At 64.0% G+C, this 14,309-nt stretch carries 17 protein-coding genes; 9 read left to right on the top strand and 8 right to left on the bottom strand.

Features of this window, described 5'->3' with window-relative positions:
* Window positions 1-67: 67 nt before the first annotated feature.
* The 3 genes from KUV26_RS14190 to KUV26_RS14180 form a co-directional block, all read right to left on the bottom strand.
* Window positions 68-871, bottom strand: a complete 804-nt coding sequence (locus tag KUV26_RS14190; RefSeq protein WP_222508822.1) for a F0F1 ATP synthase subunit A — start codon at window positions 869-871, stop codon at window positions 68-70.
* A 40-nt stretch (window positions 872-911) separates the two neighbouring features.
* The gene (locus tag KUV26_RS14185; protein ID WP_261399897.1) at window positions 912-1,256 is read right to left on the bottom strand and encodes an AtpZ/AtpI family protein; all 345 of its coding nucleotides are present in this window, start codon (window positions 1,254-1,256) and stop codon (window positions 912-914) included.
* Between the two features lie 195 nt (window positions 1,257-1,451).
* Window positions 1,452-2,348, bottom strand: coding sequence for a DMT family transporter (locus KUV26_RS14180; RefSeq protein WP_222508820.1), 897 nt, complete (start codon window positions 2,346-2,348; stop codon window positions 1,452-1,454).
* Between the two features lie 90 nt (window positions 2,349-2,438).
* Between KUV26_RS14180 and KUV26_RS14175 the strand changes: the two genes are divergently transcribed.
* Window positions 2,439-2,783: an ArsR/SmtB family transcription factor gene (locus KUV26_RS14175; RefSeq protein ID WP_222504847.1), complete on the top strand. Its 345-nt coding sequence runs from the start codon at window positions 2,439-2,441 to the stop codon at window positions 2,781-2,783.
* A gap of 10 nt (window positions 2,784-2,793) precedes the next feature.
* On the opposite strand, the gene KUV26_RS14170 is transcribed toward KUV26_RS14175, so the two are convergent.
* From KUV26_RS14170 to KUV26_RS14160, 3 genes are all read right to left on the bottom strand, one after another.
* A complete protein-coding gene (locus KUV26_RS14170) occupies window positions 2,794-3,204 on the bottom strand; it encodes a universal stress protein (protein ID WP_222504846.1) in 411 nt (136 codons plus the stop codon).
* 100 nt (window positions 3,205-3,304) lie between these two features.
* Window positions 3,305-4,201, bottom strand: coding sequence for a DMT family transporter (locus tag KUV26_RS14165; RefSeq protein ID WP_222508819.1), 897 nt, complete (start codon window positions 4,199-4,201; stop codon window positions 3,305-3,307).
* Complete coding sequence (locus KUV26_RS14160; protein WP_222504845.1) at window positions 4,198-5,076, bottom strand: LysR family transcriptional regulator; 879 nt, start codon at window positions 5,074-5,076, stop codon at window positions 4,198-4,200. The genes KUV26_RS14165 and KUV26_RS14160 overlap by 4 nt, the downstream gene beginning before the upstream one ends.
* A 119-nt stretch (window positions 5,077-5,195) precedes the next feature.
* Here KUV26_RS14160 and KUV26_RS14155 point away from each other — a divergent pair, with 119 nt between their 5' ends.
* Window positions 5,196-5,777, top strand: coding sequence for an FMN-dependent NADH-azoreductase (locus KUV26_RS14155; protein ID WP_222508818.1), 582 nt, complete (start codon window positions 5,196-5,198; stop codon window positions 5,775-5,777).
* Between the two features lie 122 nt (window positions 5,778-5,899).
* Window positions 5,900-6,652, top strand: coding sequence for an aspartate/glutamate racemase family protein (locus tag KUV26_RS14150; protein ID WP_222508817.1), 753 nt, complete (start codon window positions 5,900-5,902; stop codon window positions 6,650-6,652).
* Here KUV26_RS14150 and KUV26_RS14145 read toward each other — a convergent pair.
* Window positions 6,649-7,176, bottom strand: a complete 528-nt coding sequence (locus tag KUV26_RS14145) for a prolyl-tRNA synthetase associated domain-containing protein (protein WP_222508816.1) — start codon at window positions 7,174-7,176, stop codon at window positions 6,649-6,651. The two genes, KUV26_RS14150 and KUV26_RS14145, sit on opposite strands and share 4 nt — an antisense overlap.
* A 139-nt stretch (window positions 7,177-7,315) precedes the next feature.
* Window positions 7,316-9,223, bottom strand: coding sequence for an elongation factor G (locus KUV26_RS14140; RefSeq protein WP_222508815.1), 1,908 nt, complete (start codon window positions 9,221-9,223; stop codon window positions 7,316-7,318).
* Window positions 9,224-9,700: 477 nt separating this feature from the next.
* Here KUV26_RS14140 and ffh point away from each other — a divergent pair, with 477 nt between their 5' ends.
* From ffh to bluB, 6 genes are all read left to right on the top strand, one after another.
* Complete coding sequence (gene ffh / locus KUV26_RS14135) at window positions 9,701-11,221, top strand: signal recognition particle protein (RefSeq protein WP_222504840.1); 1,521 nt, start codon at window positions 9,701-9,703, stop codon at window positions 11,219-11,221.
* A gap of 243 nt (window positions 11,222-11,464) precedes the next feature.
* Window positions 11,465-12,031: a GNAT family N-acetyltransferase gene (locus KUV26_RS14130; RefSeq protein ID WP_222504839.1), complete on the top strand. Its 567-nt coding sequence runs from the start codon at window positions 11,465-11,467 to the stop codon at window positions 12,029-12,031.
* A gap of 61 nt (window positions 12,032-12,092) precedes the next feature.
* On the top strand, window positions 12,093-12,695 hold the full coding sequence (locus KUV26_RS14125) for a GNAT family N-acetyltransferase (protein ID WP_222508814.1): 603 nt from the start codon (window positions 12,093-12,095) through the stop codon (window positions 12,693-12,695).
* 114 nt (window positions 12,696-12,809) lie between these two features.
* Window positions 12,810-13,118 carry a chorismate mutase gene (locus tag KUV26_RS14120; RefSeq protein ID WP_222504837.1) on the top strand — a complete coding sequence of 103 codons (309 nt, stop codon included), beginning with the start codon at window positions 12,810-12,812 and terminating at the stop codon, window positions 13,116-13,118.
* Between the two features lie 59 nt (window positions 13,119-13,177).
* Window positions 13,178-13,546, top strand: coding sequence for a 30S ribosomal protein S16 (rpsP, locus tag KUV26_RS14115; RefSeq protein ID WP_222504836.1), 369 nt, complete (start codon window positions 13,178-13,180; stop codon window positions 13,544-13,546).
* A 4-nt stretch (window positions 13,547-13,550) separates the two neighbouring features.
* Complete coding sequence (gene bluB / locus KUV26_RS14110; protein WP_222504835.1) at window positions 13,551-14,189, top strand: 5,6-dimethylbenzimidazole synthase; 639 nt, start codon at window positions 13,551-13,553, stop codon at window positions 14,187-14,189.
* Window positions 14,190-14,309: the final 120 nt, after the last annotated feature.

Genomic DNA, 14,309 nt, shown 5'->3' with positions numbered 1-14,309 from the left:
AATGTGGTGATTTCTAGGGTGGGGCGCCCCTGCGGGGCCGCTCCCGGTAAGCTTTCAGATCCTGGCCTTAGTGGCTCGGGTGCAGTGCGTCCTTCAGGTACACGCAGGTCAGGATGGTGAACACGTAGGCCTGAATGAAGGCCACCAGAACTTCGAGTGCGTAGACCGCAGTGATGGCAAAGATCGGCAGGAAGCTGAACATGCCCAGTGCTGCGGCAAAGCCTGCGAACACTTTCAGAACCGCGTGGCCCGCCATCACGTTACCTGCAAGACGGATGGAATGGCTGACGGGGCGCACGAAGTAGGAAATCAGTTCGATGACCGCCAGGATCGGGCGGAGCGCCAGCGGCGCGCTCGACACCCAGAACAGGCCCAGGAAGTCGGCGCCGTTCTTGACGAAGCCCAAGATGGTCACGGTCAGGAACACCAGCGCCGCCAGCACCGCGGTCACCGCGATATGCGAGGTGGTGGTGAAGGAGCCGGGGATCAGGCCCAGGAAGTTGGCCATCACGATGAACATGAACAAGGTCATGATGTAGGGGAAGAACTTGACGCCGTCCTTCCCGGCCACGTCCTCGACCATCTTGTAGATGAAGCCGTAGGCGAGTTCCGCAACCGACTGGGTGCGGCCCGGCACGATGGCGCGGCGCGAAGAGCCCAGAACCAGCAGTGCGAACACGGCAGCAACGGCCAGCGCCATCCACAGGGTCACGTTGGTCGGGGTGTACCAAGAGATTTGGTCACCGCCGAACAGCGGCTGCACGATGAACTGGTCCATCGGGTGGATTGCCAGCTTTGCTTCCGCCGGAGCGAAAATCAGACCCGACACAACTACCAGTGCCAGAGCTGCGAAAAAGAAAATTTTGCCCATCGGTCCGCTTCTCCTGTCGCCGGTCGCCAATCCCGTCGGATCAATCCCGGTCTTGCGCATTTTTTTCGGCCTCATCGGCCAGTTTCTGTTCCTGGATCTCTTGCGCGGTGCGAAGCATCGTCTTCACCCCAGCCGCCAGGCCCAGCATAATAAACAGCACCATGAAAATGGGCAGGGTTCCAAACAGGTGGTCCAGCCCGTATCCGATGCCAAAGCCGATCGCGAGACCGGCCACCAATTCGATCACCATCCGCCAGGCCTGATTGGCCAGTGAATAATGCTCATCCGCGCGCGGCTTGGGCTCCTGGGCCTTACGCGCCGCCGCCAGCCGCTCCTCCAGCTGCGCCATGCGCTGCTTTTGGTCGTCATCGGTCACGGGCGCCATCCTCACGCGAATTTCTATGCAGGGTGCTAAGGCCACGAGGCGCAGGAGTCAATTACAAGGATTGAAGATTCAAAATACGACTAAGGTATTGATTTTTAACAAATTTATAACATTCGCCTGACGCCGGAGGACTATGCCGCAGCTGCCGGTAGCGCCAAACCGCACCGGATTCCATATTCAACCGAAAGGTTGATTTTACCGGACGGGCCGATTTGCCAGCCGCCAGCGGACAATCCGCCCGTCGATCAGCAACAACCCCAAGAGGATCGCTGCCATGCCCCACAGATGCTCTGGCAGCAGCGTCTCACCCAAAATGTAAGTGCCCAGGAACAAGGCCGAGACCGGCGCGATCAGCGTCGGCATGGTGATATTGGTCGGCCCCACCTTGGGCAAAACCCAGTAGAAGGCAATGAAGGCCGCCGAGGTCAGCACAAAGCCGATCACGAACAGCGACGCCCAGGTCTCCACCCGCGTGATGTGCGGCAGCCCTTCGCTCCAGACGGCCAGCGGCGTGATCGCGGCGGTGGCTCCAGTCAGTGCAATAGCCACCAGCACCACCGGCTCCATATCCTTGAAGCTGCGGGCGATATTGACCGAAAAGGCGTAGCACAGCGGCGCGCACAGGGTGATCAGCACCGCCCAGGCCTCGGAAGACTGGCCGCCCTGCAACAGCGGCAGCGACAGCAGTACGATGCCCAGGAAACCGCAGATCACCCCGAGCGATTTCATCACCGTCGCCCGTTCGCCGCCGGGCCAGAAATGCGACACCACGACCGCCAGTGCCGGCGTAGTCGCATTGACGATCCCTGCTACGCCGCTGGCGATATCCTGCTGGCCCAGCGCGTAGAAGGCAAAGGGCGCGGCATAGCTGAGAGCACCGAATCCGAACAGCGCCAGCCAGCGCCCCGGCGCCGCGGGAACAGGCTTGCGCGCTGCCAGCACATAGATCCAGCAGCCCAGCGCGCCGAACCCCACCCGCCCCATCGAGACAGACAGCGGCCCCAGCTCGCGCAGCAGGATGGCGTTGAACATGAAAGACATGCCCCAGCCGATGCCCAGAATGAAAATCACCGCCCAATACCGCAAAGCCATGCCTGCTGCCCCCTCGAAATGCCTTCCCTCGATCCATCGCAGCTTTTGCAGGATTGTCGACCCGGTTCTTGCCCTTTAGGACTGTCAGGCATGAGCGACACCCTCGACACCGTCTTTGCAGCCTTGGCCGATCCGACCCGCCGGGCGATCCTGACCATGCTATTGGAAGACGACATGGCCGTGACCGATGTGGCGGAGCCTTTCGAGATGTCATTGGCGGCTATATCCAAGCATCTCACGATCCTGACACGCGCGGGCCTCATCGCGCAGGAGAAGCGCGGCCGGGTCAAATGGTGCAAGCTGCAGCCCGACGCGATGCGGGCGGCCTCAGTCTGGATGCAGGGCTTCGGTCAGTTCGAACCGGTCAACCTGGATGCCTTTGAACGTTTCCTGGAGGCGGAGCACCTGTCCGAGGACAGCCAGACCGGCGGTTAAGGTCAGCGTCTCAGCGGACGACAAACACCGAGATTTCGGAGTGCAGCACCAAATGGCTGGCGTGAGACGAGAACACATAGTCCAGGATGCCGGGCATGTGCGTGGCGATCACGATCAGGTCAGCCTGCAGCTCCTTCGCGGTCCGGGTCAGGATGGAGTCGATCTCCGACCCGACATCGACCGAATGGATCGGCAGCGCCTCAACGCTTGCGCCGCTGCTTTCCGCCATTTTGCTGGCCAGTGCGGCCAGTTCCTCGCCGGACGACCCCAGGGTATGCGCGCCTTTGACCTGCTGGTCCGTCACGTGAACCAGCGTCACCCGCGAACCGTGGCTGCTGGCGAAATCCGCCGCGACGTCCAGGGCTTTCACAACCGCCGGGGGCATGTGCAAGTCGACGGGCACCATGATGTGTTTGAACATTCCTCCCTCCTTTTCCTGACGCGTCCCTCAGGACCAGTATAGCGGAAAACAAGGGCGATTTGTTGACTTGCCGCAAGTGCGCACGAAGGGCGGCGCGCGCTCAGGCGCGCACCGGCCTGGCGTCGCCCTCCAGCAGCATCACCAGTGCCACGACCGACATCACCACCCCGATCAGCACCATCCCCGGCGGCGCGCCGCGGCCCAGCGCGATCTCCCACAGGATCACCCAGCTGGGAGTCAGATAGGTATAGGCCATCACCTTGGCCGAGGGCAGCCGCAGGGTGGCGTACTGCAGCAGCACAAAGGTGGCGGAGCTGGCAAAGACGGCGAGATAGACCAATCCGATCCAAACGATGCCCGGCAGGTGCATCCAATCGGTGGCCAGAATGTCCCGCCAGCCGAACGCCGCCAGCAGCGCGCCGCCTGCCAGCAGCATTCCGAAAGTGAACACCACTGCGGGCTCGCCCCGGTTCAGCTTGCGCACCATTGGCGTATAGACCGCGTGCAGCACGCAGCCCCAGAAATAGATGATCTCGCCCTGGCCTATCTGGAACGCCGCCAAGGCGCCCAGATCACCGCGCACGATTACCCACATTGCTCCGGCAGCCCCGATCGCCAGCGCCAGTGCCATCCAGCGGGTCGTCACCTGCCGCAGCAGCAGCCAGCCGAAAACCGCGCTCATCACCGGCACCAGCGTGAACACCGCCGCCGCGCTGACCGCCGCAGCCGTTTTCAGCCCGTAGAACATCAGCACGAAATAGCCGCCGAACAGCCCGCCCAGCATCGCAAACCGCCAGGGCGCCTGGAAATGCGACCGCCGCATCCCGGTGGTGGCCGCAGCGGCGATACCGATCACTACCGCGGCGATGCCGAACCGCGCTGCGTTCAATGCCGCCGGCGCGATTTCATTCGCGACCATCACGCCCAGCGAGAAGGATCCCGCCACCAGCGCCGAGAAAAGGAGCATCGCCAGATGCCCGCGCATTGCCTCACTCACAGCTGCCAGCCCTTTGCCTGTTCCTTCAGAAACTTCAGGAATGCCTGCACTTTTGTGGTACGGTGCAGATCCACATGGGTCACCAGCCACAGTGTGCCTGACCATTCGTCCTCCGGCGCCATCATCTCCACCAGATCCGGCTGCTGGCGCGCCTCCCAGGCCGCCATGAATCCGATGCCGGCACCGCTGCGGACCGCATTCTGCATGGTGAACCCGTTCGAGCACCGGAAGGAGATCGCCTCGGACGGCGCATTCGCCCGCAGCCAGCGCGAAAACGGAGCGCGGCTGTTCTCGTCGTCGTTGCCGATGAACCGGTGGTTGGCCATGTCCTCGGCACCCTGCAGAACGCCGTATTTTTCCACATAAGCCTTGGAGGCATAAAGCCCCACCTGCTGCTTCATGAAAGGCTGCACCACATTGTCCGGCTGATCCGGCGCATTGCCCGCACGGATGGCAACATGCGCCTCCCCGTATTCAAGCCGGAACAGCCTGTCGCCGGTCAGATAGCGGATGATCAGCCCCGGGTGCATGTCCTGAAACTCTTTCAGGGCCGGCACCAGCATCGGCGCAAAGGACGCCAGCGAGGTCACCACCAGTTCACCGGAGACATCATCGCCCTGCCCCTTCAGCCGCCCGACCAGCTGGCTGAACTGGTCATCCGTGGCCTGCGCCACCCGCAAGAGGTCCTGCCCGGCCTCGGTCGGCGTATAGCCGCGGGCATGGCGCTGGAACAGTTTCACCCCAAGCCGCGCCTCGATCGCATCGATGTGGCGGATAACCGTTGCATGGTGCACACCCAGCACCTCGGCCGCGCCGCTGACCGTCCCCATGCGGGCCACCTGATAGGCGGTGCGGACTTCATCCCAGTTTTCCATGCCAGTCTCCTTGCCAGCAAAACTGCGCGAAAATGCACAAATGTTGTGATTTTATCGCCGTTGCGTTCAAATTTGCAATACCCCAAATTTCTGTCAGCAACAAGCACAGGAACATGAAAATGACCCGCACCGTTCTGCACATCGACTCTTCCGCCCGCACCGAAGGTTCGGTCACCCGGGACCTCTCCGCCCAGATCATCAGCCGCCTTGGAGCCGGCAGTGTGATCCGCCGCGACCTGGCCGCGCCGCTGCCGCTGTTGGACGGCGCCTGGGTCGGCGCAAACTTCACCCCGGCCGACCAGCGCAGCGACGAGCAGAAACAGCTGCTCGCCCTTTCCGACTCGCTGGTCGAGGAGCTGAAGCAGGCCGACACCCTTGTCATCGGCTCGCCGGTATACAACTTCTCGGTGCCCTCCACTCTGAAGGCCTGGATCGACCTGGTCGCCCGCGCCGGCCTCACTTTCCAATACACCGAAAACGGCCCGATCGGCCTGCTGGAAGGCAAACGCGCCATCATCGTCATGGCCTCGGGCGGCACCCAGGCCGGGTCGGACATCGACTTTGCCACCACCTACCTGCGCCACGTGCTGGGCTTCATCGGCATCACCGAGGTGGAGATCGTGGCCGCCGACGCCATGTCCATCGATGCCGACGGCGCCCTGGCAAAGGCAAAAACCCAGATCGAAGCGCTGGCGGCCTGACCCCCTGCTCTGCCCTGCGCGCCTGCCGTCAGCCTTCTCCGGCTGGCGGCTTTTTACCTTTGGCAGCACGGCCGGGCTTGTGCCAGTCTGCCGGCATTCGCGTTCAGAGCACAGGCATTCCCATGAAGAAGATCGGCATTCTCGGCGGCGTCGGCTGGGCCTCCACCATCGACTACTACCGCGCCATCTGCGAAGGCGCCGGGCGGTTCTTTGCGGACCGCAGCACAGGCTCTCCACTGCCGGTGCCGCCCATCACCATCGAATCCGTGGTGCAGGCGCAGACCCGGTCCTTGCGCGGCCGCCCGGGGGATGAGGCCAGCTGGGCCGCCTTTGACGCCGTCTTCCGCGAGGCGATGCTGACGCTGGAGCGTGCGGGCTGCGACTTCGCCCTGATCGCCTCCAACACCCCGCACGCCCGGCTGCATGCGATACAGGAGAGCGTGACGATGCCAATCCTCAGCATCTTCGGCGCCACCGCCAAGGCCACCGCCGCAACCGGCGCCACGCAGGCGCTGGTGCTGGGCACTGCCGTCACCATGCAGGCCCGCAATTATGCCAATGTGCTTGCCGAACACGGTGTCAGCGCCAACGATCCCCTGCCGGAGGCTGAGATCGCCGAAATGCAGGCCATGATCGACGAGGATTTCTACGGCGGCGCGTCCAGTGGCGCGCAAGCCCGCCTGCTGCGCTTCTGCACGAAACACGCCAAACCCGGCACCGCCATCCTGCTGGCCTGCACCGAGCTGCCGCTGGCCTTCCCGGACCGCATCGACGACGTCAGCTTCGAGGCCGGCGGCTTCCTGTTCGTGAACCCCTCCGCCGCCCATGTGGCCGCGGCGCTGGATCTGGCGCTGGAGGAGGAAAGGCGTGGTTAGACCCAGTTCACCGCAACGCCGGTTTTCTCAAAGAACGCCATCACATCGGCCCGCTTCATCGCCACGGTGCGGTCATTAACCAGCGGGTGCATATAGATCACGTCGGCCTCCTGCGCCTGCGCGTCCATATAGAAGGTCACGCCCTTTTCCGCGCCGGTGATCATCGCCAGCGGGCTGACCGCGCCCGGGCGGATGCCGAGGTTCTCCAGCAGCCGGTCGGCCGAGCCGAATGACAGGTTGCCGATGCCCAGCGCCGCGCCCAGGCCTCTCAGGTCGATCTCGCGGTCCTGCTGCAGCGTCACCAGATAGTTCCGCTTCTTCTTGTCCCGCAGGTACAGGTTCTTCAGCCGCAGCGCGTTTTCGCCCGGCACCATGAACTGCTCCTCGACGCCCTTGGCGTCCTCCACCGTGCGCAACGGCACATGGGTGTGCAGCCGGTAGGCAATGCCCCAATCGTCCAGCTGCTTCAGCAGCGCATCCGAGGAGACAGGCAGGCTGTCCTGATAGGCCGATGAGGCATCCATGATCTTTCTCCGCAAGTCCGTGCCGGGTTGCTGCGCAGATCACAGAAAACATCCGCGGGGCGCAAGAGGTGTTCCGCCCCCTGCGCCCCGTTTTGCGCCATCGCACCGCGGGGCGGGGCTTCCGCCCGCCCCGACCGGTTCATGCCTCGGCAAAGTCCGCCCGGCGCGCCTCCTCGTAGTGGTCGAAATCGGTGCTGAACCAGCCTGTGCCGCGGGTGGCGCTCGCCAATGTGCTGCACAGTTCATCCTGCGCTGACATCGGCAGCAGCGTCTCGAAGACATCCCAGCCCACGGCCCCCTCCTCGGCTTCAAAGCCCAGGATCTGGCCCTTCATGCCGCTCACCACCGGCACCAGCCCGCCGGTGAACACGGAAGGCACATGGATATGCACCCGCATAATCGGCTGCAGAAGGGTCAGCCCGGCCTCGCTCAGCGCCTCCTTCACCGCATTCTTGCCAGCTGTCCGGAAGGCATAGTCGGAACTGTCGACCGAATGGTGCTTGCCGTCCTTCAGGGTCACGCAGACATCCACCACCGGATGCCCGTTGAGGCCCTGCGCCAGCGCCTCGCGCGCGCCTGCCTCGACCGAGGGGATGTAGTTCTTGGGCACCGCGCCGCCCTTCACCGTCTCCTCGAACACGAAACCGCTGCCCCGCGGCAAGGGCTTCACCTCAATCACCACGTCGGCGAACTGGCCCGCACCGCCGGACTGCTTGCGGTGGCGGTGGTGCACTTGCACCACTTTCTTTATGGTTTCGCGCAGCGCCGGCGGCACCGGTGCCTCGTCCACTTCGACGCCGAATTCATCCTTCAGGGTCTCCTTGATCCGGCGCATGTGCTGCGGCCCCTGCAGATTCAGCAGCACATGGCCGCTGGCCTCATCCTGGCCCACTTTAAGCCCCGGATCGATTTCCGCCAGCCGCTCCAGCGCTCCGGACAAGCGGGCGTCGTCGCGCTCATTCACCGGCGTGATCACCCGCCTGAAGGTCGAGGGCCGCGGTTGCGCCCACTCAGGCAGCGGCGCGGCACCGTCCGGTCCGTAGGCAAAGCCCAGGTTCAGATGATCCGATTTCACCGCCTGCCCCAAATCGCCGGGCGTCAGCCTGGTGTTCGCCTGCGATCCGATCCCGGTCAGCGAGCCGACCGCGGCACCGCCCACCGAAGCTCCATTGCCGACGCTGCCGTCCAGCGCCCGCACCATCACCGTCTTACCCAGATGCTTGACCAGATCCGCCATGCAGCCAACCGCCAGCACGCTGCCGTCCCGCGACAGCCGCTCCAGCGCCGCCACCACATCCGGCGCCTCGTGGCGCAGCGACTTCATCAGCCGCATGATCCCGTTCTTGTGCTCTGCCGATCCCAGCAGCGCCGGGATCAGATCGTTGTGCTGCAACACCTTGGTGGCTACCTCATAGGCCTCCTCGGCCATCACCTGCTGATCCTCGATCAGCTCCTCCAGGAGCGTGTCGTCAAAATCCGCAAGCGCCTCCAGCAACTCGGTGCGGGCCTCCTGCTCGCGGGCGTACATCGCCACCGGAAGTTCGATCAGCGCCGAAGGCTTGCCCTCCTGATACTGCCAGGCCCGTTCGGAAATCAGATCCACAGCACCCACAACCTGGCCGTCCTCACGGATCGGCACCTGCCGCAGGATGATGTTGTGGCTGCAATAGGCCTGAAGCGCGGCGACGATTTCCGCCACCCGGTCCGCCGCCTGGTCCATGCGGTTGACAAAAATAAAGGCGGGGATGCCCGCCTCCTCCAGCTTGCGCAGGTACGGCGCGCTTAGCACCGCAGCGCCGGCATCAGCCGGAACGCAGAGGACGGCAGCGTCACTGGCGGCCAGCGCCGGCCCCGCCTGTGCCAGATTGTCGGCCCCGCCCGCGATGTCGATTGCGGCCCAGTCCTCTCCCATAAATGAAAAAGGCTGCAAAGCGGCGACGCCTGCAACCTCCTGCCTTTTGCCAGCGGCACTGTCCAGATTGGCCAGCGCCGTTGCCAGCGTTGATTTGCCGGACTGCGACGGTCCCAGAATAGTGAAAACGCGCATGTTCTCAGATCCTCCCTTAGCTGATGCGGCTGCCCGCCAAGGACCGCGGACCCTGAGGTTCGCGTTACATGCCTGTCCTGAAAAATCTGCCTCGGTGCTCCCTTGAGCAGGCCCGGCCGGTGAGTGAGCGGCGGCAGGCCAGCCATCCGATGTTGGCCAAGCCACCCCCGCCGTGTCAAGCGTGCAGAGGGCGTAGCAGTCCCCGACAGCCGGGACCTGAAGCAATGGCCGCAGCGGTTGACGGACATTAATGCTGCACGGCTGTCGGGGGCTGGCCCCGCAACGGTTGACTCCGGCCCCCAATCCGCGTAACGCCTGCCCCAACATCCGGAAGAACCCGAGTCTTCCGGTCCCTGCCCGTGCCAGGGATCGCCCCCCACCAGCGTGTTACGCCCGTGGGGGCATTTGCGCATGGTTCGCTTGTCCCCTACATACGGGGGCGCCACACGTTGAAACCGGCATTAGGAGGCCGCAGGCATGTTTGAAAATCTATCCGAACGCCTTTCCGGCGTCTTTGACCGGCTCACCAAACAGGGCGCCCTCAACGAAGAGGACGTCAAATCCGCCCTGCGCGAGGTGCGTGTGGCGCTGCTGGAGGCCGACGTCTCGCTGCCGGTTGCCCGCGATTTCGTCAAGAAAGTGCAGGAACAGGCCACCGGCCAGGCGGTCACCAAATCGGTGACCCCGGGCCAGCAGGTCGTCAAGATCGTGCATGACGCGCTGGTCGATGTGCTGCGCGGCGACGAGGATCCCGGCAAGCTCAAGGTCGACAACCCGCCCGCCCCCGTCCTGATGGTCGGCCTGCAGGGTTCCGGTAAGACCACCACCACCGGCAAGCTCGCCAAGCGGCTCAAGGAGAAAGAGGGCAAGAAGGTCCTGATGGCTTCGCTCGACGTCTACCGCCCGGCGGCGATGGACCAGCTGGCCGTCCTCGGCACCCAGATCGGCGTCGATACCCTGCCGATCGTGCCCGGCCAGAAACCCGTCGACATCGCCAAGCGCGCCAAGCAGCAGGCGACCCTTGGCGGCTATGACGTCTACATGCTCGACACCGCCGGCCGCCTGCACATCGACGAGACCCTGATGCAGGAGGTCGAGGACGTCCGCAACGTGGTCTCCCCGCGCGAGACCCTGCTGGTCGTCGATGGCCTGACCGGCCAGGTCGCCGTTGAGGTGGCCGAGGAATTCGACGCCAAGATCGGCATCTCCGGCGTGGTCCTCACCCGGATGGACGGCGACGGCCGCGGCGGTGCGGCGCTGTCGATGCGCGCCGTCACCGGCAAGCCGATCCGCTTTGTCGGCCTGGGCGAAAAGATGGACGCGCTGGAGACCTTCGAGGCAGACCGGATCGCCGGCCGCATCCTCGGCATGGGCGACATCGTGGCGCTGGTCGAAAAGGCCCAGGAAACCATCGAGGCCGAACAGGCCGAGAAGATGATGAAGCGCATGATGAAGGGTCAGTTCAACATGAACGACCTGAAGATGCAGCTTGAACAGATGCTCCAGATGGGCGGCATGGAGGGCATGATGCAGATGATGCCCGGCATGGGCAAAATGGCCAAGCAGGTGCAGGATGCCGGCATGGACGACAAGGTGCTGAAGCGCCAGATCGCCATGATCCAGTCGATGACCAAAAAGGAACGCTCCAACCCCGCCCTGCTGCAGGCCAGCCGCAAGAAGCGCATCGCGGCCGGCTCCGGCATGGAGGTTTCCGACCTCAACAAGCTTCTGAAGATGCACCGGCAGATGGCCGATGTGATGAAGAAGATGGGCAAGATGGGCAAAGGCAAAATGCTGAAACAGGCCATGAAGGGCATGTTCGGTAAAGGCGGCATGCCGGATATGGGTGGCATGGACCCCAGCCAGATGGACCCTAAGGCACTGGAAGCGGCGGCAAAGGCGATGGGCGGCAAAGGCGGCCTGCCCGGCGGCCTCCCCGGTCTTGGCGGCGGCATGGGCCTGCCCGCGGGCCTCAGCGGATTTGGCAAGAAGAAGTAACCTGATGCCGCAGTTCGTTCACGATACCTCCAACCGCTCCGGCCTTGCCCCGATCCCAGGTTCGCGCCAGGCCCGGGAGGAGTATTGCGTATGATCTGCCATCTGTTCCGCCCCCGACAAACAGCCGGCGTCTCCGCAGTCCTCGGCCGCTTAACGGAAAATTACGCAGTCTCCCCGATACTCCTTCACCGGGTGGGTGAAGAAGGCACTGGGCGGTCCCCCGCCCGGGCGATGGGGTATGACATGAAAGACGCGCAAAGTCGGTATCCAAGGCTGGTTTCCAAGCGGCTGATGCTGATTTCTCCGGCCGATCCGGAGTTTGATGCCAACGCAGCATTCCTGGCACCCGGCGCGGCGCGCTTCATAAATGCGGCGGAAGATTCCGATTCGCTGTGGTGGTCGGTTGCCACCATCATCGGCCACTGGCACCTGCACGGTTACGGACTGTTTGCAGTGGTGGAGCGCAGCACCGGGAACACTGTCGGTTTGGTTGGCCCCTGGTTCCCAAAGGGCTGGCCGGAGCCGGAACTGTCCTGGCACCTGATGGAGACCGGCGCAGGCAAGGGCTATGCCAGCGAAGCCGTGCAGTGCGTGCTCGACTGGTTGTTCAACGCGGCCGGCTGGGACACCATCATCTCCTACGTGCCGGAGGAGAACGAACCCTCGATCGCGCTGGCCCGCCGTATCGGCGCCAAGCCGGAACGGCTGGTGTCCTTCCCCCTGCAGCCCGCGGCCGGCCTGCGCCGCTGGCGCCACATGCCGCCCGCTCATGTCTCCGGCCCCCAGGCTGCCCGGGGCCTGCTGCACTGATGCGTTTGCTAGTGTTCATATCCCAGCGCCGCCGCGCCCTTCCTACGGAAGGAGCGCGCTGATGCCGTTTGACATCCCGGTGATCGAAACAGAACGACTGATGCTGCGCGGCCCTGAGGCGCAGGATTACCCTGACTTCAAGGCCACTTTCAGCTCCTACCGCTCCCGCTTCATGGGCGGGCCGCTGAACACCTATGAAGCCTGGATGCTCTATGCCGCCGAGATCGGCCACTGGCATGTGCGCGGCTTCGGCATGTGGATGATCCACGACAAGGACAGCGGCGAGACCTACGGCATGGCCGGAGGCTGGCAGCCCGCAGGCTGGCCAGAGCGCGAGATCGCCTGGATCATCTGGCCCGGCGCCGCAGGAAAGGGCTATGCGCTGGAGGCGGCGCATGCCGCCCGTCAGCATTTGTATTCAGAACTGGGCTGGGAGACCGCGGTCAGCTATATCGACCCGAAGAATCTCGACTCGATCCGGCTCGCGGAACGGCTCGGTGCCAAGAAGGACCACGAGGCCGCCACCATCGACGGCAATGACGCGGTCTATCGCCACCCCGCACCGGACACCCTGAAAAGCAGCCAGGCAGCGCATGGCATCGACATGGAAATCGCCCATTACGCCGACCCGCTTTTCAAACCAGAGGGCTGGACCATTGACTGAATCGCGCGCAAATACCGCGCCGCGGCACTGCGGCGGCGCACAAGTGGTGCACGCCCGCTGCACGGGCTCCCCCCACTCGATGACACCTTTGCCTGCTGCAGTGCGGAGACCCTGATGACAACAGATATCCAAGATCCCGTCGCCCGCGCAGCGCAGCTGCTGAAGGGCCACCGCGAAAGCATCGACCGTCTGGATGCGATCCTCGTCTACACCCTGGGCGAGCGGTTCAAGCACACCCAGGCGGTAGGCCGGCTCAAGGCCGAACACGACCTTCCCCCGTCCGATCCCGCCCGCGAAGCGGCACAGATCGCGCGGCTCGAAGACTTGGCGCAGCAGGCCGATCTGGACCCTGAATTCGCCAAGGCATTCTTGAACTTCATCATTGATGAAGTCATCCGCCACCATAAGAAACACCAAGAATAAAAACGACAACAGGACAACCGGGGCATACCCCGGACAACGCCATCAAAGGAGATGTACCCATGGCAATGAAAATCCGTTTGGCCCGCGGCGGCTCCAAAAAACGCCCCTTCTACCGCATCGTGGCCGCTGACAGCCGCATGCCGCGCGACGGCCGCTTCATCGAGAAGCTGGGCACCTACAACCCGCTGCTGCCGAAAGACTCGGAAGACCGTGTGAAAATGGACCTGGAGCGCGTGCAGCACTGGCTGGACCAGGGCGCGCAGCCGACCGATCGTATCGCCCGCATGCTGGAAGCCGCCGGTGTACGCGCCAAGGCCGAGCGCAACAACCCGAAAAAAGGCACCCCGGGCAAGAAAGCCCAGGAGCGCGCCGAAGAGAAAGCTGCAAAGGCCGCTGAAGCCGCCGAAGCAGCAGCAGACGCGGAATAATTCCGTGGAGCTGCGGGGCGCTTTTCCCGAGGAGTTCCGCAGCCAGCTTGATCTGCTGATGCGGCTCCGGCGCGATGTGCGCCGGTTCCGCAGCGATCCGGTGGAGGAGGCAGTGCTGATGCGCTGCCTCTCTGCCATTCCGCTCGCCCCTTCGGTGGGCCTGAGCGAACCCTGGCGCATCCTGCGGGTGGAGAGCGAAACCGCCCGCGCCGCCGCCTTGAAGAATTTTGAAACCGCCAATGCCGAAGCGCTGGCCGGCTATTCCGGCGAGCGTGCCGAGCTTTATGCCGGGCTGAAGCTCTCCGGCATGCGCGACGCCCCGGTGCAGCTGGCGGTCTATTGCGACGACGAAACCATCCAAGGCCACGGCTTGGGCGCGGCCACCATGCCGGAGATGCGGCGTTATTCAGTGGTCACCGCCATCACCCTCTTCTGGCTCGCCCTGCGCGCCGAGGGGCTGGGGCTGGGCTGGGTTTCGGTACTCGACCCGGAGCAGCTGAACCGCGATCTGAACGCGCCGGAAGGATGGCGGCTGATCGGCTATTTCTGCATCGGCTACCCGGAACGGCTGTCGGACACGCCCGAGCTGGAAGAAACCGGCTGGGAAAGCCGGATGGCGGACCTGCCGCTCGAATCCCGCTGAGACCACCGATGGGACGGTTGATAAGGCTTGTGTTTTTTGTTGCAGTGGCCTTTACCGCGGGCATCTTCTTTGAACGCAACCACCAAGTGGAGCTCTGCGAACAATCCGGCGGCCAATGGC

It is taken from the genome of Leisingera daeponensis, assembly GCF_019801465.1.
In the GTDB taxonomy this organism is placed as follows: Bacteria; Pseudomonadota; Alphaproteobacteria; order Rhodobacterales; family Rhodobacteraceae; genus Leisingera; species Leisingera daeponensis_A.
The sequence above is the reverse complement of the archived record's forward strand: the minus strand, read 5'-3'. Positions and strand labels throughout refer to the sequence as shown.

Coding starts and splice junctions, on each gene's coding strand:
- ffh (WP_222504840.1), top strand. CDS start 9,701: ATGTTTGAAAATCTATCCGAACGCCTTTCCGGCGTCTTTGACCGGCTC.
- KUV26_RS14145 (WP_222508816.1), bottom strand. CDS start 7,176: ATGGATGCCTCATCGGCCTATCAGGACAGCCTGCCTGTCTCCTCGGAT.
- KUV26_RS14155 (WP_222508818.1), top strand. CDS start 5,196: ATGACCCGCACCGTTCTGCACATCGACTCTTCCGCCCGCACCGAAGGT.
- KUV26_RS14160 (WP_222504845.1), bottom strand. CDS start 5,076: ATGGAAAACTGGGATGAAGTCCGCACCGCCTATCAGGTGGCCCGCATG.
- rpsP (WP_222504836.1), top strand. CDS start 13,178: ATGGCAATGAAAATCCGTTTGGCCCGCGGCGGCTCCAAAAAACGCCCC.
- KUV26_RS14120 (WP_222504837.1), top strand. CDS start 12,810: ATGACAACAGATATCCAAGATCCCGTCGCCCGCGCAGCGCAGCTGCTG.
- KUV26_RS14150 (WP_222508817.1), top strand. CDS start 5,900: ATGAAGAAGATCGGCATTCTCGGCGGCGTCGGCTGGGCCTCCACCATC.
- KUV26_RS14185 (WP_261399897.1), bottom strand. CDS start 1,256: ATGGCGCCCGTGACCGATGACGACCAAAAGCAGCGCATGGCGCAGCTG.
- KUV26_RS14140 (WP_222508815.1), bottom strand. CDS start 9,223: ATGCGCGTTTTCACTATTCTGGGACCGTCGCAGTCCGGCAAATCAACG.
- KUV26_RS14170 (WP_222504846.1), bottom strand. CDS start 3,204: ATGTTCAAACACATCATGGTGCCCGTCGACTTGCACATGCCCCCGGCG.
- KUV26_RS14130 (WP_222504839.1), top strand. CDS start 11,465: ATGAAAGACGCGCAAAGTCGGTATCCAAGGCTGGTTTCCAAGCGGCTG.
- KUV26_RS14175 (WP_222504847.1), top strand. CDS start 2,439: ATGAGCGACACCCTCGACACCGTCTTTGCAGCCTTGGCCGATCCGACC.
- KUV26_RS14180 (WP_222508820.1), bottom strand. CDS start 2,348: ATGGCTTTGCGGTATTGGGCGGTGATTTTCATTCTGGGCATCGGCTGG.
- KUV26_RS14125 (WP_222508814.1), top strand. CDS start 12,093: ATGCCGTTTGACATCCCGGTGATCGAAACAGAACGACTGATGCTGCGC.
- KUV26_RS14190 (WP_222508822.1), bottom strand. CDS start 871: ATGGGCAAAATTTTCTTTTTCGCAGCTCTGGCACTGGTAGTTGTGTCG.